Raw genomic sequence first — 22,552 nt, 5'->3', positions numbered from 1 at the left:
TTGGTCTAGACTTTTGCTTAATTTTCTTATGTGGATAAGCTGGGGAGAAAAATTGGTCTGCTCAGTCAATTTCCTTGAAATACAGTCCTTGGTGCTCAACCAGACTCTCTACTTCTTCTTGCAACTGCCCCTTAAGGTTAAAGAAAATTGCACTAAAACCATCTTCACTCCGCATAAGCGAAAAATCATTCTCCTGCTTAAGCAAGATATTTAAGCTGCAGTAATTGTCAATCACCATAGTATCGATGATTTCTCCCGGCCGCTCTAAGCCAATGTTTCGTAGGTTCTTGTTTTTCAGATAGGGGTAAAGGGCATTAGCCACTGCTTCATCTAAGTAGACATATGACTCGTGCTGGTACATCAGCGCGAAGGCAATAAATTTTATTTTTTCTGCAAATCACGGCTTAAAGTGTACGTTTAAATACATCTATAGTTCTGCATAATCTTCATTTTGAAAAGTAAACGGAACAAAATCAGCAAAATACTTGTCTGATTGCTGGTCAATCAAGTGGTCAATAAGATCAACGGCATTTTCATAATTCATGGGCAAAACTCCACTGTTCATTACATTATATTTTGATCTATAGATTACTTACTATTCATTAATCTATAGAGTTCCAAAACACCTAAAAACAGACTAAACCCTCCTAAAATCAAGTAGTCATATGTCGAATTAGACCTTTCTGTCCGTACCTTTAATCTTGCGGCAGACCACCCCGTAAAAAATATAAATATAAACGCTAATATGCTTCTGGCAACTTTACTAGTCAAGATTTTTTTCATCGCACTTTTTATACTCCCGTTTTATATAATGTAAACATTTTCCTTTAATTTCATATCAATTTTACCCCCACTAAGCAAAAATACAAGTAACAGCTAAAAAAGGGCATCCCTACAAGCACATTTCATGGCTTAAGAGATACCCACGTTTCTACTGAAAAACATTATCTGAAATTGATGCAGAAAAAAAGCACCAGCAAGATGCTGATGCTTTAAATCTCTTGGATTCGATATGATCTGTTGTGACCATATGTGACCATTTGAAGTCTCGAAACCGCTGATCTGATGCCGTTCTTGACGATCCAGATTAACGCTTTGAGAATTGTGAAGCCTTGCGGGCCTTCTTCAGACCTGGCTTCTTTCTTTCCTTCATTCTTGGGTCACGAGTCAAGAAGCCGGCCTTCTTCAGTGGACCACGGAAGTCTGGGTCTACTTCAAGAAGGGCACGGGCGATACCATGACGGATCGCACCGGCTTGACCTGAGAAACCACCACCGTTAACGTTAATGATAACGTCGTATTGGCCTTCAGTTTCAGTCAAAGTCAAAGGTTGCTTAAGGTCCTTAACCAAGATTGGCAATGGAATGTAGTCAGCAACATCCTTGTTGTTAACAGTGATCTTACCATCGCCTGGTACTAAACGAACGCGAGCTACGGCGTCCTTACGACGACCAGTACCTGCATATGCAGCTTGTTGTGCCATCTAAACTACCTCCTAGATCAAATTGTTAATGTCTAACTTTTCAGGCTTTTGCGCTTCGTGCTTGTGTTCTTCACCAGCATAAACGTGCATCTTCAAGAATTCTTGGTGGCCAAGAGTGTTCTTTGGAAGCATACCCTTAACTGACAATTCAACCAATTTAACAGGGTTCTTGGCAAGTAATTCGCCAGCTGATACAGACTTCAAGCCGCCACGGTATTCTGAGTGGTGGTAGTAGATCTTGTCAGTTGCCTTCTTACCAGTCAGCTTTAACTTAGAAGCGTTAACGATGATGACGTTGTCACCAGTGTCAACGTTTGGGGTAAATTGAGGCTTGTTCTTACCTCTAAGGATAGTAGCAACAACAGTTGAAAGACGGCCCAATGAAACATCAGTAGCGTCAATCAAGTACCACTTACGTTCAATTTCACTAGTCTTTGCTAATGGTGTAGTACGCAATGTAAATTCCTCCGTTTAATTCGTAGTTTGAATACAATAAGTTTCCGGGGCCTACCGTGGACAAACATACCCTTATATCATATGTCCTAAATACCAAAATGTCAATTATAAATCAAGGTCGAGCCGATATTTTCTTGGCACTTCCTCGTAAAAGACATGGTAGAGGTACAAGCCGCAGGCCTGGGCGGTCTGCTGGACCTCCAGCCGGTTCTTGGCCGCGATCACCCGCTTTAAGTCGTGCACCGGCCGGCGGCCATTGCCGATCTCCAGCAAGGTGGCCACCAGGATCCGGACCATGTTGTACAAAAAGCCGGTCGCGATAAAGTCCATGATCACTTCGTTGTTTTCTTCATCCAGGGCCACGTTGACATAGTACATGTCCCGGACTTTATCCTCAATCTGCCCGCCGCTGGCCGCGAAACTGGTAAAATCATGCCGGCCCAGGAGGTCCTTGGCGGCTTCTTGCATCTTTTCCACATCTACCGGATATGGGTAGTGTCCTGTGTAAAAACGCTTAAAGGGGTTTACGAAGCCGTCCAGGCTGACCCGGTAACGGTACCACTTCCCCTTGACGGAAAAACGGGAGTGGAAATCTTTATCCACAATTTTACAGTCAGTAAAAACCATATCCATCGGCAGCTGGGAATTTAGGGCCTTGATCATGTTGGCTGCCGGAATTTCCCTGCCTGGATAGTCAAAGTGGATTACCTGCCCGACTGAGTGGACTCCGGCATCAGTCCGGCCTGACCCGAAGACCCGGACCTCCTGGCCCTTAGTCATCCGCTTGAGAATCTCCTCTACCGTCCCTTGAATCGTTCTTTGCCCCGGCTGGGACTGGAAGCCATGAAAGTCATGGCCGTCATAGGACAATGTCAATTTGTATCTGCTCGTCATCAATGCTTCCTTGTCGTGATCATCAAAATTGTCAACAGCAGGCAGTAGGCTGCTGGAATCAAGTCCACCTTACTCCATTCCAGGATCCGGTAGCGGGTTCGGCCCTCACTGCCCTTGTAGCCCCGGGATTCCATGGCTGTGGACAAGTCCAGGGCCACTTCCAGAGAATCGATAAAAAGCGGCACCAGCATCGGGACAACTGACTTGGCCCGCTTGACCAGGCCGCCGTCGTTAAAGTCGGCACCCCGGGACCGCTGGGCATTCATGATCTTGACCGTCTGGTCAAACAAGGTCGGCACGAAGCGCAGGGCGATCGAAATCACCAAACTAATCATGCCCACGTTGACCTTGAAGAGCTTGAGCGGCGTCAGCATCCATTCCATGGCATCCGCGATTTCCAGGGGCTTGGTCGTCACCGTCATCACTGTTGACACCAGAATGATCATGGCAAAACGGATGAAAACGTACAAACCATTGATCAAGCCCTCGCTGGACAGGGTAAATATCCACCAGTGCCAGTAGACTTTTCCACCGGCCATGAAGAAGGTCTGCAGAAGGGAGGTGAAAACAATCAGCCAAATCATTGGCTTGACCCCGTCCCAAAAAACTCTGGCCTTCAGTCCCGTCGCGAAAACGCAGGCCAGGCCGAAGATACTGATCACCAGATAGCTGACCCAGTTGTTGGCCAAGAAGATCATGATGATAAAGTAAAAAGTCGTCAGCAGCTTGGCCCGCGGGTCTACCCGGTAGACAAAGGTCGTCCCCGGCAGATAGCGGCCGATAATAATCCTACTCATGCTCTCCCCCCTTCAAGCATTGCTTGATCGCGTCCGCCAGCTCCGGCATGGTTAAAGGCTGGCCCGGCAGCTTTAAGCCAGCCGCCTCAAGTTTTGCGGCAAAACGGGCGCTGCGGGGTTCAGCCAGGTGGTGTTTTTGCAGCCATTCACTGTCTTTGAAGACTTCCTTAGGGCTGGCATGCTTGATCAAGCGGCCATGCTCCAAAACCAGGACGTCGTCGGCGTAATCTGCCACGTCATCCATGTTGTGGGTTACCAAAATCACCGTATGCCCGGCTGCCTGATAGTCCTTAAACAGCTGCATCATTTCCAGCCGCCCCATTGGGTCCAGACCAGCTGCCGGCTCATCTAAACAGATGATCTCCGGCTCATAGGCCAAAACCCCAGCCAGGGCCACCCGCCGCATCTGCCCGCCGGACAGGTCGAATGGCGAATGCTCAATCAAGTCATCTTTCAGACCCACCTTTTTAAGCCATTTTAAGGCCGCCTCACGGGCCTCATCTTCACTGAAGCCAAAGTTCCTTGGCCCATACTCAACGTCCTTTAAAACCGTGTTTTCGAAGAGCTGGGCCTCTGGAAACTGAAAGGCCAGGCTCACCTTGCGGCGCAGGTCCTTCAAGCCCTTGTTGCCAGTCTCCGGGGTGATGGTGTAGCCCGCGATTTCGATCTTGCCACTGGTGGGCTTTAACAGCGCGTTAAAGTGCTGCATTAGGGTCGACTTGCCGCTGCCCGTATGGCCAACCAGAGCGATGAACTTCCCCTCTTCCAGGCTGAAATTCAGCTGGTCCAGGCCAATCGCCTCCAGCGGTGAGCCAGGGCTGTAGACATAACTTACATTTTCGAATTTAATTGCCATAAGCTCTGAACCAACTTTTCCTCATCATCAATTTCATCCGGGAGCACAATCCCCCGTTCCTTCAAGAGCTGCTTGAGCCGGTAGACAAAGGGAATATCCAGGCCGATCCGCTCCAGCATCTCCACCTTGGAAAAAATTTCCTCCGGCTTACCTTGGTCTAGCAGCTGGCCGTCGTCTAAGACCAAAACCTGGTCAGCCCCCGCGGCTTCTTCCAGGTCGTGGGTGATGGAAATAACCGTCAAGTTATTGTCTTCCTTAATCTTCCGAACCAGGTCCAAGATCTGCTCCTTGCCTTCCGGGTCCAGCATGGAGGTCGATTCATCCAGGATGATGACCTGGGGCTTGACTGCTAGGATGCCGGCGATCGCTACGCGCTGTTTCTGCCCCCCTGAGAGGTTGCTGGGCTCGCTGTCAGCATAATCAGCCATACCAACGTCAGCGACCGCCTGAGCGACGATTTTCAGCATTTCCGGCCGGGGCACTGCCCGGTTCTCCAAGCCAAAAGCAACATCGTCACTGACCGTGGCCCCGACAAACTGGTTGTCAGGATTCTGGAAAACAATGCCGACCTTCTCTCTGACTTCCCAAACCGTGTCAGCCCCCAGCTTGACCCCGTCAACTGTAATAGAGGACTTATCCAAATCATCTGGGGCCAGCAGGCCATTGATCAATTTAGAGACCGTTGACTTGCCGCTGCCGTTATGCCCGATCAGCGCCGTCCAGCTTCCCCGCTCAATCGCAAAAGAGAGGTCAGACACAGCTGGCCGCGGGCTGTCCGGGTAAGTAAAAGTCACATGGTCAAAAGAAATAATATTGTCGCTCATCGCGTCACCACCTATTTGGTCATTTCCTTCTATTGTATCAAGCCAGGGTAAAAAAGCGCAAAAAAAAAATCATCCATGAAGAGGGATGATATCGAACCATCTAAGCTAGACTAAGGTTTCCCCATCATCATCGCGCTTATTCTCGCTTTCATGAATAATTTCAAAAAGTATTAAATTTGCAGCTTGAGAATTAAACCAATTCCAAAACTACCATAGGAGCTGCGTCACCCTTACGAGGAACTGCCAGCTTCATGATCCGGGTGTAACCACCGTTACGGTCCTTGTAACGAGGAGCTACGTCGCTGAAGAGCTTTTGAAGTGCTGACTTAACAACTACTTCGTCGCCTTCTTCGTGGATATCAGCGATTTCGTTACGTACAAAAGCAGCAGCCTTTCTTCTTGCAGCCAAGTCACCGCGCTTGCCCAAAGTGATCATCTTTTCAGCAGTGCGACGTACTTCCTTAGCGCGAGCTTCAGTAGTGACGATGCGTTCGTTAATGATCAATTGGGTAGTCATTTCACGGAGCATAGCTTTTCTTTGACTACTGTCCCAACCTAATTTACGGTATGACATTAATGTGCCTCCTTTATTGCAGACTAGTCTTCTTGACGAAGTGAAAGACCCAGGTCTGCCAATTTATTCTTAACTTCTTCCAATGATTTACGTCCCAGGTTGCGTACCCGCATCATTTCTGCTTCTGACTTAACAGTCAAGTCTTGCAGGGTGTTGATGCCAGCCCGCTTCAAGCAGTTGTATGAACGAACTGAAAGGTCCAGGTCCTCGATAGTCATTTCGAGTTTCTTTTCCTTTTGGTCGTTCTCCTGTTCTACCATAACTTCGCCGATTTCGGCAGCAGCGTCAGCTGATTCGAAGGCCTTGAAGTGTTCAACCAGAACACGGGCGGCAAAGTTGAGGGCGTCATTCGGAGCGATTGAACCATTTGTCCAAATTTCCAGGGTAAGCTTGTCAAAGTCTTCTCTCTTACCAACCCGGGTTGATTCAACTTGGTAGTTGACCTTTTCGATTGGTGAGAAAAGTGAGTCAACTGGAATGTCGCCGATGGACATTTCAGCAGACTTGTTTTCGCTGGCTGGTACGTAGCCCCGGCCGTTGCAGACATCAATCCACATGTGCAGGTGGCCACCTTGAGCGATGGTACAAATGTATTGGTCAGGATTCAAGACTTCAACATCAGCATCAGCCTTCAAATCTTCAGCAGTTACCGTAGCTGGACCTTCAACATCGAGTTCGATCGTCTTTACTTCTTCAGTGTAGGCCCGGAGTTCAAGCTTCTTCAGGTTCAAGATGATCTTGGTTACGTCTTCTTTAACACCGGGAACAGTAGTGAATTCGTGCAAGATACCATCGATCTTCACCTTCACCAAACCGGTCCCTGGGACAGAAGTCAGCAAAACCCGACGCAGTGAATTACCTAAGGTAGTACCAAACCCACGCTCCAGCGGTTCAACGACAAACTTACCGTAACTGTCTTCTTGATCCACGACGGTAATATTTGGTTTTTTAAATTCAATCATTACTGGGCCCCTTTCAAAACGCACGTCTCAAAGTAAGATTTTATTAAACACGACGACGCTTTGGTGGTCTAGAACCGTTGTGAGGTACTGGAGTAACGTCACGGATTGAAGTGATTTCCAGACCAGCAGCTTGCAGAGCACGAATTGCTGATTCACGACCAGAACCTGGGCCCTTAACTGATACTTCGATGTGCTTCATACCTTGGTCAATTGCGCTCTTAGCAGCAGCTTCAGCAGCCATTTGCGCAGCAAATGGAGTAGACTTGCGGCTACCCTTGAAACCCAAAGCACCAGCTGAAGACCAGGCCACGGCGTTACCTTGAACGTCAGTAATCATAACTAAAGTGTTGTTAAACGTTGAGTGAATGTGAGCCACGCCACTTTCAACGTGCTTCTTCACACGACGCTTACGAGCAGTTTTATTTGCAGGCATCAATAAACCTCCTTATATTATTTTTGAATTAACGGCTTCTCTTAGCACCCTTACGAGTACGTGCGTTGTTCTTGGTGTTTTGACCACGAACTGGAAGACCGCGACGGTGACGGATACCACGGTATGAACCGATATCAACAAGACGCTTAATGTTCATGCTTACTTCACGACGTAAGTCACCTTCAACACGGTACTTGTCGACTTCTGCACGAAGCTTTTCTTGTTGTTCTGGGGTCAAGTCCTTTGAACGAATGTCTTCAGATACACCGGCTGCTGCACAGATTTTTTGTGCAGTGTGTTCACCGATACCGTAAATGTAAGTTAAAGCGATAACAACTCTTTTATCTCTTGGTAAGTCAACACCAGCGATACGTGCCATAGAATGCACCTCCTACTTTCTAAAATTAACCTTGACGTTGCTTGTGCTTTGGATTTGCAGGGCAAATAACCATAACACGACCATGTCTCTTAATGACCTTGCAATGTTCGCACATTGGCTTAACAGATGGTCTAACCTTCATGTTTGCCTCCGTTTTTATTTAATAAACCGATACGTAATTCTACCTTTAGTCAAGTCATATGGAGACAGCTCCACAGTGACCCGGTCGCCAGGCAGGATCCGAATGTAGTGCATTCTGATCTTGCCGGAAACGTGAGCCAAAATAGTGGCACCGTTTTCCAATTCGACTTTAAACATAGCATTAGGTAAGGTATCAACTACCTTACCTTCTACTTCAATGACATCATCTTTTGCCAAAGTTGCCCCTCCGCAATCAAAACAGTCATACTTCGAAATTATAACATGTTCGAAAAAATTTGCAAATTCGTTTGGCTAATCCTTGCTCAGGATAGCGTCGATATCTGCAAAAACTTTTTCAGGTGCTTGTTCGCCGTTTACAGTAGCGAGCAAGCCCTTCTTGTCATAGTACTCCTTCAATGGAGCATTCATCTTTTCGTTAACTTCCAGCCGGTTCTTGACAACTTCAGGCTTGTCGTCTTCACGTTGATAGAACTCGTGGCCGCCGCAGCGGTCGCAAGTCCCTTCGACCTTAGGTTTCTTTGAGAACTTGTTGTAAGTTGCGCCGCAATTCTTGCACATGAACCGTGCAGATAAACGATCGATTAAAGTCTCTTCCTTGACATCGATTGCGATGACGTTGGTCAGCTGCTTGTTCAAGCGGGTAGTGATTTCGTCGAGCAATTCTGCCTGGTTAGTCGTTCTCGGGAAACCGTCAAGAATGAAACCATTCTTAACGTCGTCTTGACCGAGACGTTCTTCAACCAACTTAGCAGTTACTTCGTCTGGAACCAAATCGCCCTTGTCGATGTAAGACTTGGCTTCCAAGCCTACTGGAGTCTTGTTAGCCATAGCTTCTCTAAACATATCACCGGTTGAAATGTGAGCCAAGTGATACTTGTCAACGATTTGTTCAGATGCAGTACCCTTGCCTGCGCCTGGCAGACCAAGAAGAATCAAATTAATCATATTTTTTCACCTATCTAATAAATCCGGCATATTCACGCTTCATCAACAAACCGTTGATTTGCCGTGACAATTCCAGAACAACCCCGATAACAATCAACAAGCTGGTCCCACCCAAGCCAATTGAACTTGGCAGGTCCCAGATGTTGGTTGCAAGCTGTGGAAGCAAAGCAACCAACCCCAGATATACGGACCCGACCGTTGAAAGCTTCAGCAACATTGAACTCATATATTTCTCAGTGTCCTTACCTGGCCACACGCTAGGAATATATGCACCCTGCTTTTGTAAGTTTTCCGCCAGCTTCTCAGGATTTACCTGAACGAAGGCATAGAAGAAAGTAAATAGAATGATCAAAAGGGTGTAGATAATTGCACCAGGGGTCGTCTGCAAGCTAAAGATATTCGATAAGACCTGATACCAAGTCGTGTCGCCGTACTTGCCTTGGAAAGCCATCAAAATCGTGGCTGGCGTAACGATGAACGAACTGGCGAAGATAACTGGAATAACGCCGGAGACGTTAACCTTTAATGGTAGAAAACTTTCTGATCCACTGATCGTTGCTCTTCTCGTATATTGAATCGGAATACGACGATCAGCTTGTTCAACCCAGGTAACGAATTTCGTTACCAATAAAATTGCGACAATAAGCGCAACGAAGAACGCAACTCCTTGCCAGCGATCACTTGCACTGTTGTTGATCACCTGATCTTGGAAGACTTGGTAAAGTCCGCCTGGCAGACGGGCAATGATCCCAGCAAAGATAATTACTGAAACCCCATTGCCTAAACCCTTATCGGTAATTTCATCACCCAGCCAAGTTAACAGGAAGGTACCAGCTGTCATGATCATACCGATTTCGAAGTAGGTTTGCCAAGTTTGAGTCTTAACCAGACCGAAGGAAGACAAGGCGTTAAAACCTAATGTAATTCCCACACTCTGGACAAAAGCAACAAACAGCGTTAAATACCGGGTAACCTGGTTGGTTTTGCGCCGGCCAACTTCCCCTTGCTTGCCCCATTCGACAAGCGTTGGTACGATGTCCATCTGCAACAGTTGGATAACAATTTGCGCAGTGATATATGGTGATACCCCCAATGAGAAGATGGAGTAGTTGTCCAAGCCACCACCGGAAACCGTATCTAACACGGAAACAAGTCCCGTATTAGCAACTGTTGTCAGAGCCTTCGCATTTATCCCCGGAACTGTAATATTTGCACCAAGTCGGTAAATTACAAGGATAAACAAAGTATAGAAAAGCTTATTTCTAATTTCCTTATCCTTGAAGGCGTTCTTCAAGGTTGAAAACATTAGATCACCTCTACAGTGCCACCAGCTGCTTCGATCGCGCTCTTAGCAGCTTCAGAAACTTTGTTAACCTTTACAGTCAACTTAACGTTCAAGTCGCCGTTGCCAAGTACCTTGACACCTGACAATTGCTTCTTAACCAAGCCCTTAGCCTTCAAAGCTTCGAAGTCAACTACGCTGCCTTCTTCGAACTTGTTCAAATCTGCAAGGTTAACAATTGCGTATTCCTTGCGGTTGATGTTCTTGAAGCCACGCTTAGGCATAGTTCTGAACAATGGCATTTGACCACCTTCAAAACCTAAACGGGTGTTACCGCCGGAACGTGCGTGTTGACCCTTTTGACCACGACCTGAAGTCTTACCGAAGCCACTTGAAGTACCACGGCCGACACGCTTTCTAGCGTGGCGTGAACCTTCGGATGGGTGTAATTCATTAAGTTTCATTAAATTGGACCCTCCTTGATTTATTTGTTAACTTCTTCAACAGAAATTAAGTGAGCGATTTTCATCAGCGCGCCACGAGTTGCAGCGTTGTCTGGTTGGACAACAGTACTGTTGATCTTGCCTAAGCCGAGAGCTTTAACAACTTTTCTTTGTTCAGGCAGACGGTGGGCAACACTTCTAATTAAAGTAATCTTTAAATCTGTCATCTATAATCTCCCTAATCTTGCAAGCTCTTAGCTGATTCACGAAGCTTCAGAACGTCTTCGCGAGTCTTCAACTTTTGCAGACCATCGATAGTGGCCCGGATAACGTTGATTGGAGTGTTTGAACCCAAAGACTTGGAAGTAACGTCGTCGATACCAGCCATGTCCATAACGATACGTACGGCACCACCAGCTGCAATACCTGAACCGGCTTCAGCTGGCTTAAGCAGAACGTTACCTGAGCCGTAGTGGCCAAGTACTTCGTGAGGAATAGTAGTACCAACAGTTGGAACTGAGATCATGTTCTTCTTGCCGGCTTCGACTGCTTTACGGATAGCTTCTGGAACTTCAGTTGCCTTACCAGTACCAAAGCCAACGTGACCCTTCTTGTCACCAACGACAACTAAGGCAGCAAATCTTTGACGGCGACCACCCTTAACAACCTTGGTAATCCGGTTGATAGCGACCAATTGATCTTCGATGTCGTCCTTGTTTCTACGATTTTTTGAATCGTTTCGGTTTGCCATATGTTAATCTCCTTTCCTAGAATTCTAAGCCGTTTTCACGAGCTGCGTCAGCCAAAGCTTTTACACGACCGTGGTAGATGTAACCACCTCTGTCGAAGACAACTTCAGTGATGCCCTTGGCCTTACCAGCTTCAGCAATGGCCTTGCCAACTGCTTGAGCTTGTTCCACCTTGGTAGCATCCTTTGAAACGGACTTATCTAAAGTTGAGGCACTTGCAAGCGTGACACCCGCTACGTCATCAATCAATTGAGCGTAGATGTTAGTGTTTGAACGGAAAACACTCAAGCGTGGGCGCTCAGCAGTACCAGAAATCTTACCGCGAACACGTCTGTGGCGCTTTAAGCGCAACTTGTTTTTATCTGGTTTTGAAATCACAATTTCACCTCAAAATTTATTTTCTATTACTTACCAGTCTTACCTTCCTTGCGGCGAACGACTTCATCAGCGTAACGGATACCCTTACCCTTGTACGGTTCAGGTGAACGTACGGCGCGAATTTCCGCAGCAAATTGGCCGACTACTTGCTTTGAGATACCTTCAATAGTAACGTCAGTTGCTGATGAGGTAGTCACAGTAACGCCTTCTGGGGCCTTCATTTCAACTGGGTGTGAGTAGCCAACGTTCAGAGTCAAGACATTGTTCTTGGCAACTGCACGGTAACCAACACCGATCAGCTTCAATTCCTTTTTGTAGCCATTTACGACACCTTCGATCATGTTAGCCAAGTTGGCTCTCATAGTGCCGTGGATAGCCTTGTCATTTTCGTTTGAACGGCTGAAGCGGATTACTCCGTCTTCTTGTTCGAACTTGATGCGTGGGTCGAATTCCCTAGTCAATTCACCCTTTGGGCCCTTAACAGTAATTTCATTACCATTCTTGGTAACAGTGACACTTTCAGGGACGTTAATTACCTTTAAACCAATACGGCTCATTAATTGTTCTCCTTCCTGTCAGAATTACCAAACGTAAGCGATAACTTCGCCGCCGACGTTCTTTTCTCTAGCTTCCTTGTCGGTAAGGATACCAGCTGAAGTAGAAACAATGGCGATACCTAAACCGTTCAAAACCTTTGGCAGGTTGTCAGCCGAAACGTAGTTTCTCAAGCCTGGCTTGGAGATACGCTTCAAACCGGAGATAACACGTTCACCGTTTGGACCGTACTTCAAGGTAATCTTGATTACGCCTTGCTTACCATCTTCAGTTACTTCGTAGTCACGGATGAAACCTTCTTGCTTCAAGATTTCTGTAAGTGACTTCTTAATGTTTGATGCAGGAATTTCTACTGAATCGTGCTTAGCCATGTTGGCGTTTCTGATTCTAGTCAAAAAGTCTGCGATTGGGTCAGTCAATACCATCTATGCTATCCTCCTTACCGATTTACCAGCTGGCCTTCTTAAGACCAGGAATTTGACCTTTGTGTCCCAATTCCTTCAGGCAAATGCGGCACAAACCAAACTTGCGGTAAACAGAGTGTGGACGCCCACAACGTTCGCAGCGAGTGTATTCACGTGAAGAAAACTTTGCAGGACGGTGATTTCTTACCTTTTGTGATGTCTTAGCCATGTATGTCCTCCAAATTACTTAGCAAATGGCATGCCAAATTGAGTCAAAAGTTCACGAGCTTCTTCATCAGTTTGCGCAGTAGTTACGATAACGATATCCAAACCTCTAGTGCGGTTAACCTTATCGAAGTCGATTTCTGGGAAGATCAATTGTTCCTTAACACCCAGAGTGTAGTTGCCCCGGCCGTCAAATGAACGAGTTGAAACACCGCGGAAGTCACGAACACGTGGAAGAGATACGTTGATCAGCTTGTTCAGGAAGTCGTACATTCTGTCGCCTCTAAGGGTAACCTTAGCACCGATAGACATACCTTCACGCAAACGGAAGTTGGCGATTGACTTCTTGGCCTTGGTAATCATTGGCTTTTGGCCAGAGATCAGAGTCAATTCTTCAACAGCTTCGTCCAGGTTCTTTGCGTTGGCAACGGCGTCACCAACACCCATGTTCAAAACGATCTTGTCGATCTTTGGTACTTGCATGCTTGAAGTGTAGTTAAACTTCTTGGTCAATGCAGGAACGATTTCTTCGTTGTACTTAGTTGCAAAACTATTAGCCATTAGTGTCCTCCTTCCCTAATTAGTCTTTGTTGCTTTCAGCTTTGGCAATAACCTTAACGTTAGAAGCGTGGATTGAACCTTCAGTTTCAACCACACCGCCGTTAGCGTTAGAAGCTGAAGCCTTGGTAGCCTTCTTGATCATGTTAACGCCCTTAACAACCACGCGGTTCTTCTTAACGTTTACGGAAAGGACAGTGCCTTCCTTGCCTTTTTCTGAGCCGGCAATAACTTTTACCTTGTCACCAGTTTTAACGAACATTCGCGCAACTCTCCTTTTACAATACTTCAGGGGCAAGTGAAACGATCTTCATGAAGTCCCCTTCACGAAGTTCACGTGCAACTGGCCCGAAAATACGAGTACCACGAGGGCTCTTGTCAGCGTTGATAATAACTGCTGCGTTTTCGTCAAACTTGATGTATGAACCGTCTTCACGACGAGCGCCTGACTTGGTTCTTACGATAACAGCCTTAACGACGTCACCCTTCTTTACAACACCACCTGGCGTTGCTTGTTTAACAGCCGCGACAACGATGTCACCGATGTTACCGGTCTTACGCTTTGACCCGCCCATAACGCGGATAACAAGCAATTCACGTGCACCGGAGTTGTCAGCTACCTTCAAACGAGTTTCAGTTTGAATCACTATTAAATCCTCCCTTAGCTAATCCGTAAATTAAACAGATTTCTTAACAATGTCAACTAAACGGAAACGCTTAGTACGTGATAATGGACGGGTTTCCATGATACGAACGATGTCGCCTACCTTGGCTTCGTTATTTTCATCCATAGCGTAGTACTTCTTTGAGTAACGAGTACGCTTGCTGTAAACTGGGTGGTTCTTGTAAGTATCAACTACAACAACGATAGTCTTATCCATCTTGTCGGAAACGACACGGCCTTGGTAAACATGGCGGCGGTTTCTTTCGATTGATTCGCTCAAGTTAGTATCTCCCTTCCACTAGTTTTGTTCTAATTCTTTTTCGCTCAAGATAGTCTTGATCCGAGCGATATTCTTACGGACTTGGCTCAAGCGAGCGGTGTTTTCTAATTGACCGGTAGCTTGTTGGAAACGCAAGTTGAACAATTCTTCCTTGTATTGCTTTTCCTTTGCCAACAATTCATCAGTTGATAATGATCTGATTTCCTTAGTCTTCATTAGTTGCGCCACCTGCTTCCTGGTCTTCTCTCTTCACGAACTTGCACTTAATTGGAAGCTTGCTTGCTGCGAGTCGCATTGCTTCACGAGCAGTTTCTTCTGAAACGCCCCCAATTTCGAACATGATCTTTTCTCTCTTAACTACAGCTACCCAACCTGCTGGTGCACCCTTACCGGAACCCATACGTACACCAACACCCTTAGCAGTGTAGGACTTTTGAGGGAAGATTCTGATCCAAACCTTACCACCACGCTTCATGTAACGAGTCATCGCAACACGGGCAGCTTCGATTTGACGGTTAGTAATCCAGTGGGATTCAAGTGCTTCAAGACCGTATTCACCAAATGCTACAGTCTTGCCACCCTTGGCAGCACCACGCATCTTACCACGGAATTCACGACGGTGTTTTACACGCTTTGGTACTAAAGGCATTACTTCTTACCTCCCTTTGAACGCTTTGCAGGTTGATTCTTGCGACCTGGCAAAATTTCGCCACGGTTGATCCAAACCTTAACACCGATTTCGCCGTAGGTAGTAAATGCGTTTACCCATGCGTAGTCGATGTCAGCTCTTAAAGTATGAAGTGGAACACTGCCTTCAGTGTGCCATTCACGGCGAGCTATGTCAGCACCGTTCAAACGGCCTGCAGTTTGTACCTTGATACCCTTGGCGCCGGCACGCATTGAACGTTGTGCAGCTTGACGGCTGGCACGACGGAAAGCGATACGAGCTTCAAGTTGACGAGCGATGCCGTCAGCAACAAGCTTGGCGTCGAGATCAGGCTTCTTGATTTCAACAATGTTAATGTGAACTTGCTTGTTAGTTAAAGCGTTGATTTCCTTGTTCAAGGTTTCAACTTCAGCGCCGCCCTTACCGATAACCATACCTGGACGAGCAGTGTGGATAGCAATGTTTACACGGTTAGCAGCACGTTCAATTTCAACGGTAGATACGGAGGCATCCTTCAACTTTTCATCGAGGAACTTTCTGATCCGAAGGTCTTCGTTTAAAGTTTCCTTGTAGCCTCTAGCAGCGTACCATTTAGCTTCCCAGTCGCGGTTAACACCAAGACGGAAACCAATTGGGTTAATCTTTGAACCCATTCAAATACCTCCCTTAATCGTTCAATTCTGAAACAACAACAACTACGTGGCTGGTTCTCTTCATGATTGGAGAAGCTGAACCCTTGGCACGTGGACGGAATCTCTTCAAAGTAGCACCTTCGTTAACATATGCTTCTGATACGTAAAGGTTTGCACTTTCAAGATCATAGTTGTGTTCTGCGTTAGCAACTGCTGAACGCAAAACCTTTTCAACGATTGGGGAAGCAGCTTTTGGCGTAAACTTCAAAATTGCCAATGCTTCAGCAACGCTCTTACCCCGGATCAAGTCTACAACGAGACGAGCTTTTCTTGGGGCGATACGAACAGTTCTTGCTTCAGCTCTAGCTGAACTAATTTGTTCTGCCATTTAATTGTTTCTCCTTCCTTATTACTTGGATGCCTTGTCGTCAGCCTTGTGGCCGCGGAAGGTTCTAGTAGGCACGAATTCACCCAGCTTGTGACCAACCATGTCTTCAGTTACGAAAACTGGAACGTGCTTTCTACCGTCGTAAACAGCGATAGTCAACCCTACGAAAGAAGGGAAAATAGTTGAACGACGTGACCAAGTCTTGATAACTTGCTTCTTTTCCGCGGTTTGTTGCTCGTCAACCTTCTTCAAAAGATGGGCATCTGCAAAAGGACCCTTTTTAATACTACGGCTCATTTAATTACCCCCTTCTCTTACTTACGACCCTTACGGTGACGGATGATTAACTTTTCACTAGCCTTCTTGCTGTCTCTAGTCTTAACACCACGTGACTTCTTGCCCCATGGAGTCATTGGCTGTGGACGGCCGACAGGTGCCTTACCTTCACCACCACCGTGTGGGTGATCGTTAGGGTTCATTACAGAACCACGGGATTGTGGGCGCTTGCCCATCCAACGTGAACGACCAGCCTTACCGATGTTGATCAGTGAGTGTTGTTCGTTACCGACAGCACCGATAGTAGCGCGGCATTCTGAAAGGATTTCACGAACTTCGCCGGATTGCAGACGAACTTGAGTGTACTTGCCGTCAACACCCAAAACTTGAGCTGAAGTACCAGCACTACGTGCGATTTGGCCACCCTTGCCCGGCTTAAGTTCGATGTTGTGAACTTCAGTACCAGTTGGGATATTCTTCAGTGGCAATGCGTTACCAACCTTGATATCGGCATCTGCGCCTGATTCTACCCATGAACCTACAGTCAAGCCCTTAGGAGCCAAGATGTAAGCTTTAGTACCATCAGTGTAGTGCAACAAGGCGATGTTTGCTGAGCGGTTTGGATCGTATTCGATTGCGACAATCTTAGCCTTAACGTTGTCCTTAGTACGCTTGAAATCGATGATACGGTATTGTTGCTTGTGACCGCCGCCACGGTGTCTTACAGTAATGTGACCGTATGAGTTACGACCTGCAGTCTTTGACTTAGAAGCAAGCAAAGTCTTTTCAGGCTTTGACTTAGTGATTTCTGCAAAGTCAGAAGAAGTCATATTACGACGACCGTTTGATGTTGGCTTGTAAACTTTAATAGCCAATTGACTGACCTCCTAATTACTTGATTTATTCGTTGTTTTCGTCTTTGAAAATCTTGATGTCGTTTGAATCTTCAGTTAAAGCAACGATAGCCTTTCTGCGACGGGCAGTCTTGCCAGTGTAGCGGCCTACGCGCTTTTCCTTGCCGCGAACATTCATGATGTTCACGCTCTTAACCTTAACATCGAAGATTTCTTCAATAGCGTCGCGAACTTGAAGCTTGGTAGCAGTTAAGGCCACGTCGAAAGTGTACTTCTTGCTGTCCATCAAGTCGGCTGACTTTTCAGTGATAACAGGTCTTAAGATAATGTCGCGTGCGTCCATTAAGCCAATACCTCCTCAATCTTCTTAACGTCGTCTTGAGTCAAAACGAGCTTGTCGTAGTTAACGGCGTCTTCAACGTTCAAGCCGTTAACTGGAACAACCTTAACCTTTGGCAGGTTCTTGGCTGAAAGTTGTACGTTCTTGTCGTCTGAAACAACCAGAACCTTGCCTTCAAGCTTCAAGCCGTTCAAGATTGCAACGAAGTCCTTAGTCTTAGGAGCGTCCAGAGTCAGCTTGTCCAGAACTACCAAGTTTTGGTCAAGGAGCTTTTGTGACAAGACAGACTTGATAGCCAGCCGGCGTTGCTTTCTTGGCATGCTGTAAGCGTAGGAACGTGGAGTAGGCCCAAAGACAACACCACCGCCGCGCCATTGCGGAGCACGGATTGAACCTTGGCGAGCACGACCAGTACCCTTTTGTCTCCAAGGCTTCTTACCACCACCGCGAACGGCAGATCTGTTCTTCACCTTAGAGGTACCCTGACGCTTGCCAGCTCTTTGTCTGATGATTGCATCAAAGACAACAGCTTCGTTTGGTTCAACGCTAAACACGTTATCGTTTAAAGTTACTTCACCAGCGTTGTTGCCGTTTTGATCCATAAGTTTGAAATTAGCCATTTGAGTCCTCCTTCCTACTTGCTAGCCTTTGCAGATGACTTAACAACGATCAATGAGTTCTTGGCGCCTGGCACGTTACCCTTGATCATCAAAACGTTCTTGTCTGCAACAACTTTTTCTACTACTAAGTTTTCAATAGTAACAGTCTTCACACCCATGTGACCTGGCAACTTCTTGCCCTTTGGCACGCGGTTGATGATTGAACCCATTGAACCCGGAATTCTGTGGTAACGGGAACCGTGAGTTTCAGGACCACGTGATTGGTGGTGGCGCTTGATGTTACCTTGGTAGCCATGACCTCTTGAAGTACCAGTAACGTTGACAACGTCACCTTCCTTGAACGTCTCCACGGTAACTTCTGAGCCGACTTCGTAGTCACTAAGCTCTACTCCGCGGAGTTCACGAATGAAGCGCTTAGGTGAAGTCTTTGCCTTATCAGCATGACCTTTTTCTGGCTTGTTGCTCAAAACTTCACGCTTGTCTTGGTAGCCCAATTGTACAGCTTCGTAACCGTCGTTTTCTACAGTCTTAACTTGCATAACAACGTTTGGAGTTGCTTCAATAACAGTTACTGGCACAAGAACACCATCTTTAGTGAAGATTTGAGTCATGCCAACTTTTCTTCCTAAGATTCCTTTGGTCATGATTACACCTCTTTCTATCTAAAAATTAAAGCTTGATTTCGATGTCTACGCCGCTTGGCAGATCGAGCTTCATCAATGAGTCAACCGTCTTAGGGGTTGGGCTCAAGATGTCGATCAGGCGCTTGTGGGTCCGCATTTCGAATTGTTCACGTGAGTCCTTGTTCTTGTGTGGTGAACGCAGAACAGTGAACAAAGTTCTTTCAGTTGGAAGCGGAACTGGACCTGAGATTTCAGCACCAGTTCTCTTCGCAGTGTCCACAATCTTAGCAGCTGATTCATCGAGAATGCTGTGTTCGTAAGACTTTAGTCTAATGCGAATCTTTTCATTTGCCATCTAATTACCTCCTATACGTCTTCTTTAAAAGATGACTAGCTCGGCGAAAATTCCCTGCACAACCACTGTGGCAATGCAGCCTAGTGTGCCGCAACCTTCCGCGTCTAAGCTACCTACAATTTGTACTCAGAGGGCATTTTCCCTCTCAAAAGCACTTCATCTAGTATAAGGCCTTAAGCCTTAAATAGCAAGGGTTTAGCCCTATTTTTTTCGAAAAAGTTTCCTGGAATTCCTTTCCCTTGGCAGAGAAATTTTTCTTTCCTTTTTAACATATTTATATTTCCAGAAGCCAGTTTTTTCTTAAAAAATACAAAAAATCCTAGCAAGGACAAGTAATGTCTTTACTAGGATTTCTGTTTTGGTCTAAATCAAGGCCTAGATCATGCTAGGAAGCATTAAGCATTGCCGCCGCGCTTCTTGATAATTTCAGCTTGGATTGACTTAGGACATGGTGAGTAGTGGTCCATAACCATCGTGAAGGTACCACGGCCTTGAGTAGATGAACGCAGGGTAGTTGCGTAACCAAACATTTCTGACAATGGAACCATCGCGTTGATGACCTTGGCACCTGCTCGGTCTTCCATACCTTCCATTTGGCCACGACGAGCAGTGATTGAGCCCATAACGTCACCAAGGTATTCTTCTGGAGCGATGACTTGAACCTTCATGATTGGTTCAAGGATAACAGCGCCGGCCTTTGGAGCAGCGTTCTTCAACGCCAATGATGCGGCAACCTTGAAGGCAGCTTCACTTGAGTCGACTTCGTGGTATGAACCGTCGTACAGCTTAGCCTTAACGTCGATTAATGGGTAGCCAGCCAGAACACCGTTCTTCATGGCTTCTTGCAAACCAGCGTCAACTGCTGGGATGTATTCACGAGGAACTACACCACCGACAATGGCGTCTTCGAATTCGTAGCCCTTGCCTTCATTTGGAGTAAATTCGATCCAAACGTCACCGTATTGACCCTTACCACCTGACTGACGAACAAACTTACCTTGAGCTCGAGTTGGTACAGTGAAGGTTTCACGGTAGGCAACTTGTGGTTCACCGATGGTTGCTTCAACGTTGAATTCACGCTTCATACGTTCAACCATGATGTCCAGGTGAAGTTCACCCATCCCGGAGATCAAAGTTTCACCAGTTTCTGGGTTAGTTTCAGCCCGGAAAGTTGGGTCTTCTTCAGTCAGCTTTTGCAAAGCGACATCCATCTTGTCCCGGTCAGCCTTTGACTTAGGTTCAACTGAAACTTGGATAACTGGAGCTGGGATGTCCAGGCTTTCCAGAATCAATGGGTGAGCTGGGTCAGTCAAAGAGTCACCAGTAGTAGTGTTCTTCAAACCGATGGCACCAGCGATGTCACCTGAGAAGACTTCTGGGATTTCAGTACGTGAGTTGGCGTGCATTTGCAACAAACGACCAACACGCTCACGTTGGTTCTTTGAAGCGTTCAAAACGTAAGAACCTGATTCCAATGAACCAGTGTAGACACGGATGAAAGTCAAACGACCAACGAATGGGTCAGAGGCGATCTTGAAGGCCAAAGCTGCAAATGGCTTGTTGTCGTCAGCCAGCAATTCAACTTCGTTGCCTTCCTTGTCGTGGGCGATGTAAGGCTTAACGTCAAGTGGTGATGGCAGGTAGTCAACAACACCGTCAAGCATCATTTGCACACCCTTGTTCTTGAAGGCTGAACCAGCAAATACTGGGAAGGCCTTCAAGTCCAAAGTTGCCCGGCGCAAGGCAGCCTTAAGTTCTTCGTTGGAGATTTCTTCACCGCCAAGGAACTTTTCCATAATGTCGTCGTCAACTTCAGCGATCTCTTCGATCATTTCTTCACGACGGCTTTCAGCTTCTTCCTTGTATTCGTCTGGAACTGGAATAGTTTCCCAGTTTGCGCCCAGCTTGTCTTCGTCGTAGACGTCGGCAACCATGTCGAACAAGTCGATAACGCCTTCGAATTGGTCTTCAGCACCGATAGGCATTTGAACGGCGATAGCGTTAGCGTTCAAACGTTCGTGCAGACTCTTAACTGAAAAGTCGAAGTTGGCACCAATCTTGTCCATCTTGTTAACGAAGACGATCCGCGGAACACCGTAGTTTTCAGCTTGACGCCAAACGTTTTCAGTTTGTGGTTCAACACCTGATTGTGCGTCCAGAACAGTTACGGCACCGTCAAGGACACGCAGGGAACGTTCAACTTCGATAGTGAAGTCGACGTGTCCTGGGGTGTCGATGATGTTAATCCGGTGGTCCTTCCATTGTGCAGTAGTGGCTGCGGAAGTGATCGTGATCCCACGTTCCTTTTCTTCTTCCATCCAGTCCATTTGGGAGTCACCTTCGTGAGTTTCACCAATCTTGTGGATCTTACCAGTGTAGTAAAGGATACGTTCAGTAGTAGTAGTCTTACCGGCGTCGATGTGGGCCATGATACCGATGTTGCGAGTCTTCTCTAATGAGAATTCACGTTTGTTAGCCATAATTTTCTATCTCCTTAGATAACGAGCACTGGATTAGAAACGGTAGTGAGCGAAGGCACGGTTAGCTTCTGCCATACGGTGCACGTCTTCACGCTTCTTAACGGCTGAACCAGTGTTGTTTGAGGCATCGATCAATTCGTTTGCCAAACGTTCATCCATAGTGTGTTCGTTACGCAGGCGGGAGTATGAAACCAACCAACGCAATGCCAAAGTAGTTTGTCTTTCTGGACGAACTTCTACAGGAACTTGGTAGTTAGAACCACCGATACGGCGAGCCTTAACTTCCAAAACTGGCTTAACGTTGTTCATGGCTTCTTCAAAGACGTCCATTGGTTCCTTGCCAGTCTTGTCCTTGATGATGTCAAAAGCATCGTACAAGATTGATGAAGCTTGAGCTCTCTTACCATCCTTCATCAAGTGGTTGATCAGCTTAGTAACCAGCTTTGAGTTGTAAACTGGGTCTGCTAAAACGTCTCTCTTTGAAACATGACCTTTTCTTGGCATTATTTAAGTCCTCCTTTAACCCTTCTTAGCGCCGTACTTGGAACGAGATTGCTTTCTGCCGTCAACACCAGCAGTGTCAAGGGCACCACGAACGATGTGGTAACGTACACCAGGAAGGTCCTTTACACGGCCCCCACGGATCAGTACAACTGAGTGTTCTTGCAAGTTGTGGCCTTCACCTGGGATGTAGGCAGTAACTTCAGTCAAGTTTGAAAGACGTACACGGGCGTACTTACGCAAAGCTGAGTTAGGCTTCTTTGGCGTCATAGTACCGACACGAGTCGCAACCCCACGCATTTGTGGTGCTGGGTTGAAGACTTGTTCCTTCTTCATGCTGTTGTAGCTGTAGTTCAAGGCTGGTGACTTTGACTTAGTAGTCTTTGAGTGACGGCCTTTTCTAACCAATTGATTAATGGTTGGCATTAACTAGTTCCTCCTAAATTTATATATCATTTTGTTCACATATCCGGGAGTTTCTTTTTTGCCTCGCGGAGTAATCTTCAAAACATA

Annotated in this window: 39 protein-coding genes and 1 pseudogene; 1 reads left to right on the top strand and 39 read right to left on the bottom strand. The window is 46.5% G+C overall.

The genetic code is table 11. The features are described 5' to 3' along the window. Positions 1–61: 61 nt before the first annotated feature. Positions 62–361 (bottom strand): hypothetical protein, encoded by a 300-nt coding sequence (locus tag LJ046_RS03815; RefSeq protein ID WP_002878119.1) that lies wholly within the window; start codon positions 359–361, stop codon positions 62–64. 518 nt (positions 362–879) lie between these two features. On the opposite strand from LJ046_RS03815, the pseudogene LJ046_RS10350 reads away from it, so the two are divergent. Beyond that, positions 880–1,016: pseudogene (locus LJ046_RS10350) on the top strand (site-specific integrase); the annotation flags it as partial. A 71-nt stretch (positions 1,017–1,087) separates the two neighbouring features. Here LJ046_RS10350 and rpsI read toward each other — a convergent pair. From rpsI to rpsL, 38 genes are all read right to left on the bottom strand, one after another. Further along, positions 1,088–1,483 carry a 30S ribosomal protein S9 gene (gene rpsI, locus LJ046_RS03805; RefSeq protein ID WP_002878121.1) on the bottom strand — a complete coding sequence of 132 codons (396 nt, stop codon included), beginning with the start codon at positions 1,481–1,483 and terminating at the stop codon, positions 1,088–1,090. A 12-nt stretch (positions 1,484–1,495) separates the two neighbouring features. Beyond that, positions 1,496–1,939 carry a 50S ribosomal protein L13 gene (gene rplM / locus LJ046_RS03800; protein ID WP_002878124.1) on the bottom strand — a complete coding sequence of 148 codons (444 nt, stop codon included), beginning with the start codon at positions 1,937–1,939 and terminating at the stop codon, positions 1,496–1,498. Between the two features lie 105 nt (positions 1,940–2,044). Beyond that, positions 2,045–2,833 carry a tRNA pseudouridine(38-40) synthase TruA gene (gene truA, locus LJ046_RS03795; protein WP_002878127.1) on the bottom strand — a complete coding sequence of 263 codons (789 nt, stop codon included), beginning with the start codon at positions 2,831–2,833 and terminating at the stop codon, positions 2,045–2,047. Further along, positions 2,833–3,630, bottom strand: coding sequence for an energy-coupling factor transporter transmembrane component T family protein (locus LJ046_RS03790; protein ID WP_002878130.1), 798 nt, complete (start codon positions 3,628–3,630; stop codon positions 2,833–2,835). Before LJ046_RS03790 ends, truA begins: the two co-directional genes overlap by 1 nt. Beyond that, positions 3,623–4,486: an energy-coupling factor transporter ATPase gene (locus tag LJ046_RS03785; RefSeq protein ID WP_002878133.1), complete on the bottom strand. Its 864-nt coding sequence runs from the start codon at positions 4,484–4,486 to the stop codon at positions 3,623–3,625. The genes LJ046_RS03790 and LJ046_RS03785 overlap by 8 nt, the downstream gene beginning before the upstream one ends. Beyond that, complete coding sequence (locus tag LJ046_RS03780) at positions 4,462–5,310, bottom strand: energy-coupling factor ABC transporter ATP-binding protein (protein WP_002878135.1); 849 nt, start codon at positions 5,308–5,310, stop codon at positions 4,462–4,464. Before LJ046_RS03780 ends, LJ046_RS03785 begins: the two co-directional genes overlap by 25 nt. 190 nt (positions 5,311–5,500) lie before the next feature. Beyond that, positions 5,501–5,884 carry a 50S ribosomal protein L17 gene (gene rplQ / locus LJ046_RS03775; RefSeq protein WP_002878136.1) on the bottom strand — a complete coding sequence of 128 codons (384 nt, stop codon included), beginning with the start codon at positions 5,882–5,884 and terminating at the stop codon, positions 5,501–5,503. Between the two features lie 23 nt (positions 5,885–5,907). After that, positions 5,908–6,846 (bottom strand): DNA-directed RNA polymerase subunit alpha, encoded by a 939-nt coding sequence (locus LJ046_RS03770; RefSeq protein WP_002878138.1) that lies wholly within the window; start codon positions 6,844–6,846, stop codon positions 5,908–5,910. A gap of 43 nt (positions 6,847–6,889) precedes the next feature. Then, a complete protein-coding gene (gene rpsK / locus LJ046_RS03765; protein WP_002878139.1) occupies positions 6,890–7,279 on the bottom strand; it encodes a 30S ribosomal protein S11 in 390 nt (129 codons plus the stop codon). Positions 7,280–7,307: 28 nt separating this feature from the next. Beyond that, positions 7,308–7,658, bottom strand: a complete 351-nt coding sequence (gene rpsM / locus LJ046_RS03760) for a 30S ribosomal protein S13 (protein ID WP_002878140.1) — start codon at positions 7,656–7,658, stop codon at positions 7,308–7,310. 25 nt (positions 7,659–7,683) lie between these two features. After that, positions 7,684–7,800: a 50S ribosomal protein L36 gene (rpmJ, locus tag LJ046_RS03755; protein WP_002878160.1), complete on the bottom strand. Its 117-nt coding sequence runs from the start codon at positions 7,798–7,800 to the stop codon at positions 7,684–7,686. A 14-nt stretch (positions 7,801–7,814) separates the two neighbouring features. Beyond that, entirely contained in the window at positions 7,815–8,036 is a 222-nt protein-coding gene (infA, locus tag LJ046_RS03750) for a translation initiation factor IF-1 (protein ID WP_002878178.1), read from the bottom strand. Positions 8,037–8,111: 75 nt separating this feature from the next. Then, positions 8,112–8,765 (bottom strand): adenylate kinase, encoded by a 654-nt coding sequence (locus LJ046_RS03745; protein ID WP_002878179.1) that lies wholly within the window; start codon positions 8,763–8,765, stop codon positions 8,112–8,114. 10 nt (positions 8,766–8,775) lie between these two features. Next, complete coding sequence (gene secY, locus LJ046_RS03740) at positions 8,776–10,071, bottom strand: preprotein translocase subunit SecY (RefSeq protein ID WP_002878181.1); 1,296 nt, start codon at positions 10,069–10,071, stop codon at positions 8,776–8,778. After that, positions 10,071–10,511 (bottom strand): 50S ribosomal protein L15, encoded by a 441-nt coding sequence (rplO, locus tag LJ046_RS03735; RefSeq protein WP_002878182.1) that lies wholly within the window; start codon positions 10,509–10,511, stop codon positions 10,071–10,073. Before rplO ends, secY begins: the two co-directional genes overlap by 1 nt. Positions 10,512–10,531: 20 nt before the next feature. After that, a complete protein-coding gene (rpmD, locus tag LJ046_RS03730; RefSeq protein WP_002878183.1) occupies positions 10,532–10,717 on the bottom strand; it encodes a 50S ribosomal protein L30 in 186 nt (61 codons plus the stop codon). Between the two features lie 11 nt (positions 10,718–10,728). Further along, positions 10,729–11,241 (bottom strand): 30S ribosomal protein S5, encoded by a 513-nt coding sequence (rpsE, locus tag LJ046_RS03725; protein ID WP_002878184.1) that lies wholly within the window; start codon positions 11,239–11,241, stop codon positions 10,729–10,731. Positions 11,242–11,257: 16 nt separating this feature from the next. After that, positions 11,258–11,617 carry a 50S ribosomal protein L18 gene (gene rplR, locus LJ046_RS03720; protein ID WP_002878185.1) on the bottom strand — a complete coding sequence of 120 codons (360 nt, stop codon included), beginning with the start codon at positions 11,615–11,617 and terminating at the stop codon, positions 11,258–11,260. Positions 11,618–11,643: 26 nt separating this feature from the next. Next, complete coding sequence (gene rplF, locus LJ046_RS03715) at positions 11,644–12,174, bottom strand: 50S ribosomal protein L6 (RefSeq protein ID WP_002878187.1); 531 nt, start codon at positions 12,172–12,174, stop codon at positions 11,644–11,646. Positions 12,175–12,198: 24 nt separating this feature from the next. After that, the gene (gene rpsH, locus LJ046_RS03710) at positions 12,199–12,597 is read right to left on the bottom strand and encodes a 30S ribosomal protein S8 (RefSeq protein WP_002878190.1); all 399 of its coding nucleotides are present in this window, start codon (positions 12,595–12,597) and stop codon (positions 12,199–12,201) included. Between the two features lie 22 nt (positions 12,598–12,619). Beyond that, complete coding sequence (locus LJ046_RS03705; RefSeq protein WP_002878192.1) at positions 12,620–12,805, bottom strand: type Z 30S ribosomal protein S14; 186 nt, start codon at positions 12,803–12,805, stop codon at positions 12,620–12,622. A gap of 14 nt (positions 12,806–12,819) precedes the next feature. Beyond that, positions 12,820–13,362 (bottom strand): 50S ribosomal protein L5, encoded by a 543-nt coding sequence (gene rplE / locus LJ046_RS03700; RefSeq protein ID WP_002878193.1) that lies wholly within the window; start codon positions 13,360–13,362, stop codon positions 12,820–12,822. Between the two features lie 19 nt (positions 13,363–13,381). Beyond that, positions 13,382–13,621 (bottom strand): 50S ribosomal protein L24, encoded by a 240-nt coding sequence (gene rplX, locus LJ046_RS03695; RefSeq protein WP_002878194.1) that lies wholly within the window; start codon positions 13,619–13,621, stop codon positions 13,382–13,384. A 16-nt stretch (positions 13,622–13,637) separates the two neighbouring features. Beyond that, positions 13,638–14,006: a 50S ribosomal protein L14 gene (gene rplN, locus LJ046_RS03690; RefSeq protein ID WP_002878195.1), complete on the bottom strand. Its 369-nt coding sequence runs from the start codon at positions 14,004–14,006 to the stop codon at positions 13,638–13,640. Between the two features lie 30 nt (positions 14,007–14,036). Further along, on the bottom strand, positions 14,037–14,303 hold the full coding sequence (gene rpsQ / locus LJ046_RS03685; RefSeq protein ID WP_002878196.1) for a 30S ribosomal protein S17: 267 nt from the start codon (positions 14,301–14,303) through the stop codon (positions 14,037–14,039). Positions 14,304–14,321: 18 nt separating this feature from the next. Further along, entirely contained in the window at positions 14,322–14,519 is a 198-nt protein-coding gene (rpmC, locus tag LJ046_RS03680) for a 50S ribosomal protein L29 (protein ID WP_002878201.1), read from the bottom strand. Beyond that, positions 14,509–14,952: a 50S ribosomal protein L16 gene (rplP, locus tag LJ046_RS03675; protein ID WP_002878205.1), complete on the bottom strand. Its 444-nt coding sequence runs from the start codon at positions 14,950–14,952 to the stop codon at positions 14,509–14,511. Before rplP ends, rpmC begins: the two co-directional genes overlap by 11 nt. Further along, positions 14,952–15,623 carry a 30S ribosomal protein S3 gene (gene rpsC / locus LJ046_RS03670; RefSeq protein WP_002878206.1) on the bottom strand — a complete coding sequence of 224 codons (672 nt, stop codon included), beginning with the start codon at positions 15,621–15,623 and terminating at the stop codon, positions 14,952–14,954. Before rpsC ends, rplP begins: the two co-directional genes overlap by 1 nt. A 13-nt stretch (positions 15,624–15,636) precedes the next feature. Continuing rightward, positions 15,637–15,990, bottom strand: a complete 354-nt coding sequence (gene rplV, locus LJ046_RS03665) for a 50S ribosomal protein L22 (RefSeq protein WP_002878207.1) — start codon at positions 15,988–15,990, stop codon at positions 15,637–15,639. Positions 15,991–16,011: 21 nt separating this feature from the next. After that, complete coding sequence (gene rpsS, locus LJ046_RS03660; protein ID WP_002878208.1) at positions 16,012–16,287, bottom strand: 30S ribosomal protein S19; 276 nt, start codon at positions 16,285–16,287, stop codon at positions 16,012–16,014. Between the two features lie 17 nt (positions 16,288–16,304). Then, positions 16,305–17,141 carry a 50S ribosomal protein L2 gene (gene rplB, locus LJ046_RS03655; RefSeq protein WP_002878210.1) on the bottom strand — a complete coding sequence of 279 codons (837 nt, stop codon included), beginning with the start codon at positions 17,139–17,141 and terminating at the stop codon, positions 16,305–16,307. 25 nt (positions 17,142–17,166) lie between these two features. Then, complete coding sequence (rplW, locus tag LJ046_RS03650; protein ID WP_002878211.1) at positions 17,167–17,463, bottom strand: 50S ribosomal protein L23; 297 nt, start codon at positions 17,461–17,463, stop codon at positions 17,167–17,169. Next, positions 17,463–18,080, bottom strand: coding sequence for a 50S ribosomal protein L4 (gene rplD / locus LJ046_RS03645; RefSeq protein WP_002878213.1), 618 nt, complete (start codon positions 18,078–18,080; stop codon positions 17,463–17,465). The genes rplW and rplD overlap by 1 nt, the downstream gene beginning before the upstream one ends. A 14-nt stretch (positions 18,081–18,094) precedes the next feature. After that, entirely contained in the window at positions 18,095–18,724 is a 630-nt protein-coding gene (gene rplC, locus LJ046_RS03640; RefSeq protein WP_002878214.1) for a 50S ribosomal protein L3, read from the bottom strand. A gap of 25 nt (positions 18,725–18,749) precedes the next feature. After that, a complete protein-coding gene (gene rpsJ, locus LJ046_RS03635; RefSeq protein WP_002878215.1) occupies positions 18,750–19,058 on the bottom strand; it encodes a 30S ribosomal protein S10 in 309 nt (102 codons plus the stop codon). Positions 19,059–19,453: 395 nt separating this feature from the next. Continuing rightward, positions 19,454–21,538, bottom strand: coding sequence for an elongation factor G (gene fusA / locus LJ046_RS03630; protein WP_002878217.1), 2,085 nt, complete (start codon positions 21,536–21,538; stop codon positions 19,454–19,456). Positions 21,539–21,571: 33 nt separating this feature from the next. Further along, positions 21,572–22,042, bottom strand: coding sequence for a 30S ribosomal protein S7 (rpsG, locus tag LJ046_RS03625; RefSeq protein ID WP_002878218.1), 471 nt, complete (start codon positions 22,040–22,042; stop codon positions 21,572–21,574). 15 nt (positions 22,043–22,057) lie between these two features. Continuing rightward, on the bottom strand, positions 22,058–22,465 hold the full coding sequence (gene rpsL / locus LJ046_RS03620) for a 30S ribosomal protein S12 (protein ID WP_002878219.1): 408 nt from the start codon (positions 22,463–22,465) through the stop codon (positions 22,058–22,060). Positions 22,466–22,552 lie beyond the last annotated feature (87 nt).

This window comes from Lactobacillus delbrueckii subsp. jakobsenii ZN7a-9 = DSM 26046, from assembly GCF_001888925.1.
In the GTDB taxonomy this organism is placed as follows: Bacteria; Bacillota; Bacilli; order Lactobacillales; family Lactobacillaceae; genus Lactobacillus; species Lactobacillus delbrueckii.
This window is presented reverse-complemented; position numbering and strand designations above follow the sequence as displayed.

Coding starts and splice junctions, on each gene's coding strand:
- LJ046_RS03815 (WP_002878119.1), bottom strand. CDS start 361: ATGTACCAGCACGAGTCATATGTCTACTTAGATGAAGCAGTGGCTAAT.
- rpsI (WP_002878121.1), bottom strand. CDS start 1,483: ATGGCACAACAAGCTGCATATGCAGGTACTGGTCGTCGTAAGGACGCC.
- truA (WP_002878127.1), bottom strand. CDS start 2,833: ATGACGAGCAGATACAAATTGACATTGTCCTATGACGGCCATGACTTT.
- LJ046_RS03790 (WP_002878130.1), bottom strand. CDS start 3,630: ATGAGTAGGATTATTATCGGCCGCTATCTGCCGGGGACGACCTTTGTC.
- LJ046_RS03785 (WP_002878133.1), bottom strand. CDS start 4,486: ATGGCAATTAAATTCGAAAATGTAAGTTATGTCTACAGCCCTGGCTCA.
- LJ046_RS03780 (WP_002878135.1), bottom strand. CDS start 5,310: ATGAGCGACAATATTATTTCTTTTGACCATGTGACTTTTACTTACCCG.
- rplQ (WP_002878136.1), bottom strand. CDS start 5,884: ATGTCATACCGTAAATTAGGTTGGGACAGTAGTCAAAGAAAAGCTATG.
- LJ046_RS03770 (WP_002878138.1), bottom strand. CDS start 6,846: ATGATTGAATTTAAAAAACCAAATATTACCGTCGTGGATCAAGAAGAC.
- rpsK (WP_002878139.1), bottom strand. CDS start 7,279: ATGCCTGCAAATAAAACTGCTCGTAAGCGTCGTGTGAAGAAGCACGTT.
- rpsM (WP_002878140.1), bottom strand. CDS start 7,658: ATGGCACGTATCGCTGGTGTTGACTTACCAAGAGATAAAAGAGTTGTT.
- rpmJ (WP_002878160.1), bottom strand. CDS start 7,800: ATGAAGGTTAGACCATCTGTTAAGCCAATGTGCGAACATTGCAAGGTC.
- LJ046_RS03745 (WP_002878179.1), bottom strand. CDS start 8,765: ATGATTAATTTGATTCTTCTTGGTCTGCCAGGCGCAGGCAAGGGTACT.
- secY (WP_002878181.1), bottom strand. CDS start 10,071: ATGTTTTCAACCTTGAAGAACGCCTTCAAGGATAAGGAAATTAGAAAT.
- rplO (WP_002878182.1), bottom strand. CDS start 10,511: ATGAAACTTAATGAATTACACCCATCCGAAGGTTCACGCCACGCTAGA.
- rpmD (WP_002878183.1), bottom strand. CDS start 10,717: ATGACAGATTTAAAGATTACTTTAATTAGAAGTGTTGCCCACCGTCTG.
- rpsE (WP_002878184.1), bottom strand. CDS start 11,241: ATGGCAAACCGAAACGATTCAAAAAATCGTAGAAACAAGGACGACATC.
- rplF (WP_002878187.1), bottom strand. CDS start 12,174: ATGAGCCGTATTGGTTTAAAGGTAATTAACGTCCCTGAAAGTGTCACT.
- rpsH (WP_002878190.1), bottom strand. CDS start 12,597: ATGGTATTGACTGACCCAATCGCAGACTTTTTGACTAGAATCAGAAAC.
- LJ046_RS03705 (WP_002878192.1), bottom strand. CDS start 12,805: ATGGCTAAGACATCACAAAAGGTAAGAAATCACCGTCCTGCAAAGTTT.
- rplE (WP_002878193.1), bottom strand. CDS start 13,362: ATGGCTAATAGTTTTGCAACTAAGTACAACGAAGAAATCGTTCCTGCA.
- rplX (WP_002878194.1), bottom strand. CDS start 13,621: ATGTTCGTTAAAACTGGTGACAAGGTAAAAGTTATTGCCGGCTCAGAA.
- rpmC (WP_002878201.1), bottom strand. CDS start 14,519: ATGAAGACTAAGGAAATCAGATCATTATCAACTGATGAATTGTTGGCA.
- rplP (WP_002878205.1), bottom strand. CDS start 14,952: ATGCCTTTAGTACCAAAGCGTGTAAAACACCGTCGTGAATTCCGTGGT.
- rpsC (WP_002878206.1), bottom strand. CDS start 15,623: ATGGGTTCAAAGATTAACCCAATTGGTTTCCGTCTTGGTGTTAACCGC.
- rplV (WP_002878207.1), bottom strand. CDS start 15,990: ATGGCAGAACAAATTAGTTCAGCTAGAGCTGAAGCAAGAACTGTTCGT.
- rpsS (WP_002878208.1), bottom strand. CDS start 16,287: ATGAGCCGTAGTATTAAAAAGGGTCCTTTTGCAGATGCCCATCTTTTG.
- rplW (WP_002878211.1), bottom strand. CDS start 17,463: ATGGACGCACGCGACATTATCTTAAGACCTGTTATCACTGAAAAGTCA.
- rplD (WP_002878213.1), bottom strand. CDS start 18,080: ATGGCTAATTTCAAACTTATGGATCAAAACGGCAACAACGCTGGTGAA.
- rplC (WP_002878214.1), bottom strand. CDS start 18,724: ATGACCAAAGGAATCTTAGGAAGAAAAGTTGGCATGACTCAAATCTTC.
- rpsJ (WP_002878215.1), bottom strand. CDS start 19,058: ATGGCAAATGAAAAGATTCGCATTAGACTAAAGTCTTACGAACACAGC.
- fusA (WP_002878217.1), bottom strand. CDS start 21,538: ATGGCTAACAAACGTGAATTCTCATTAGAGAAGACTCGCAACATCGGT.
- rpsG (WP_002878218.1), bottom strand. CDS start 22,042: ATGCCAAGAAAAGGTCATGTTTCAAAGAGAGACGTTTTAGCAGACCCA.
- rpsL (WP_002878219.1), bottom strand. CDS start 22,465: ATGCCAACCATTAATCAATTGGTTAGAAAAGGCCGTCACTCAAAGACT.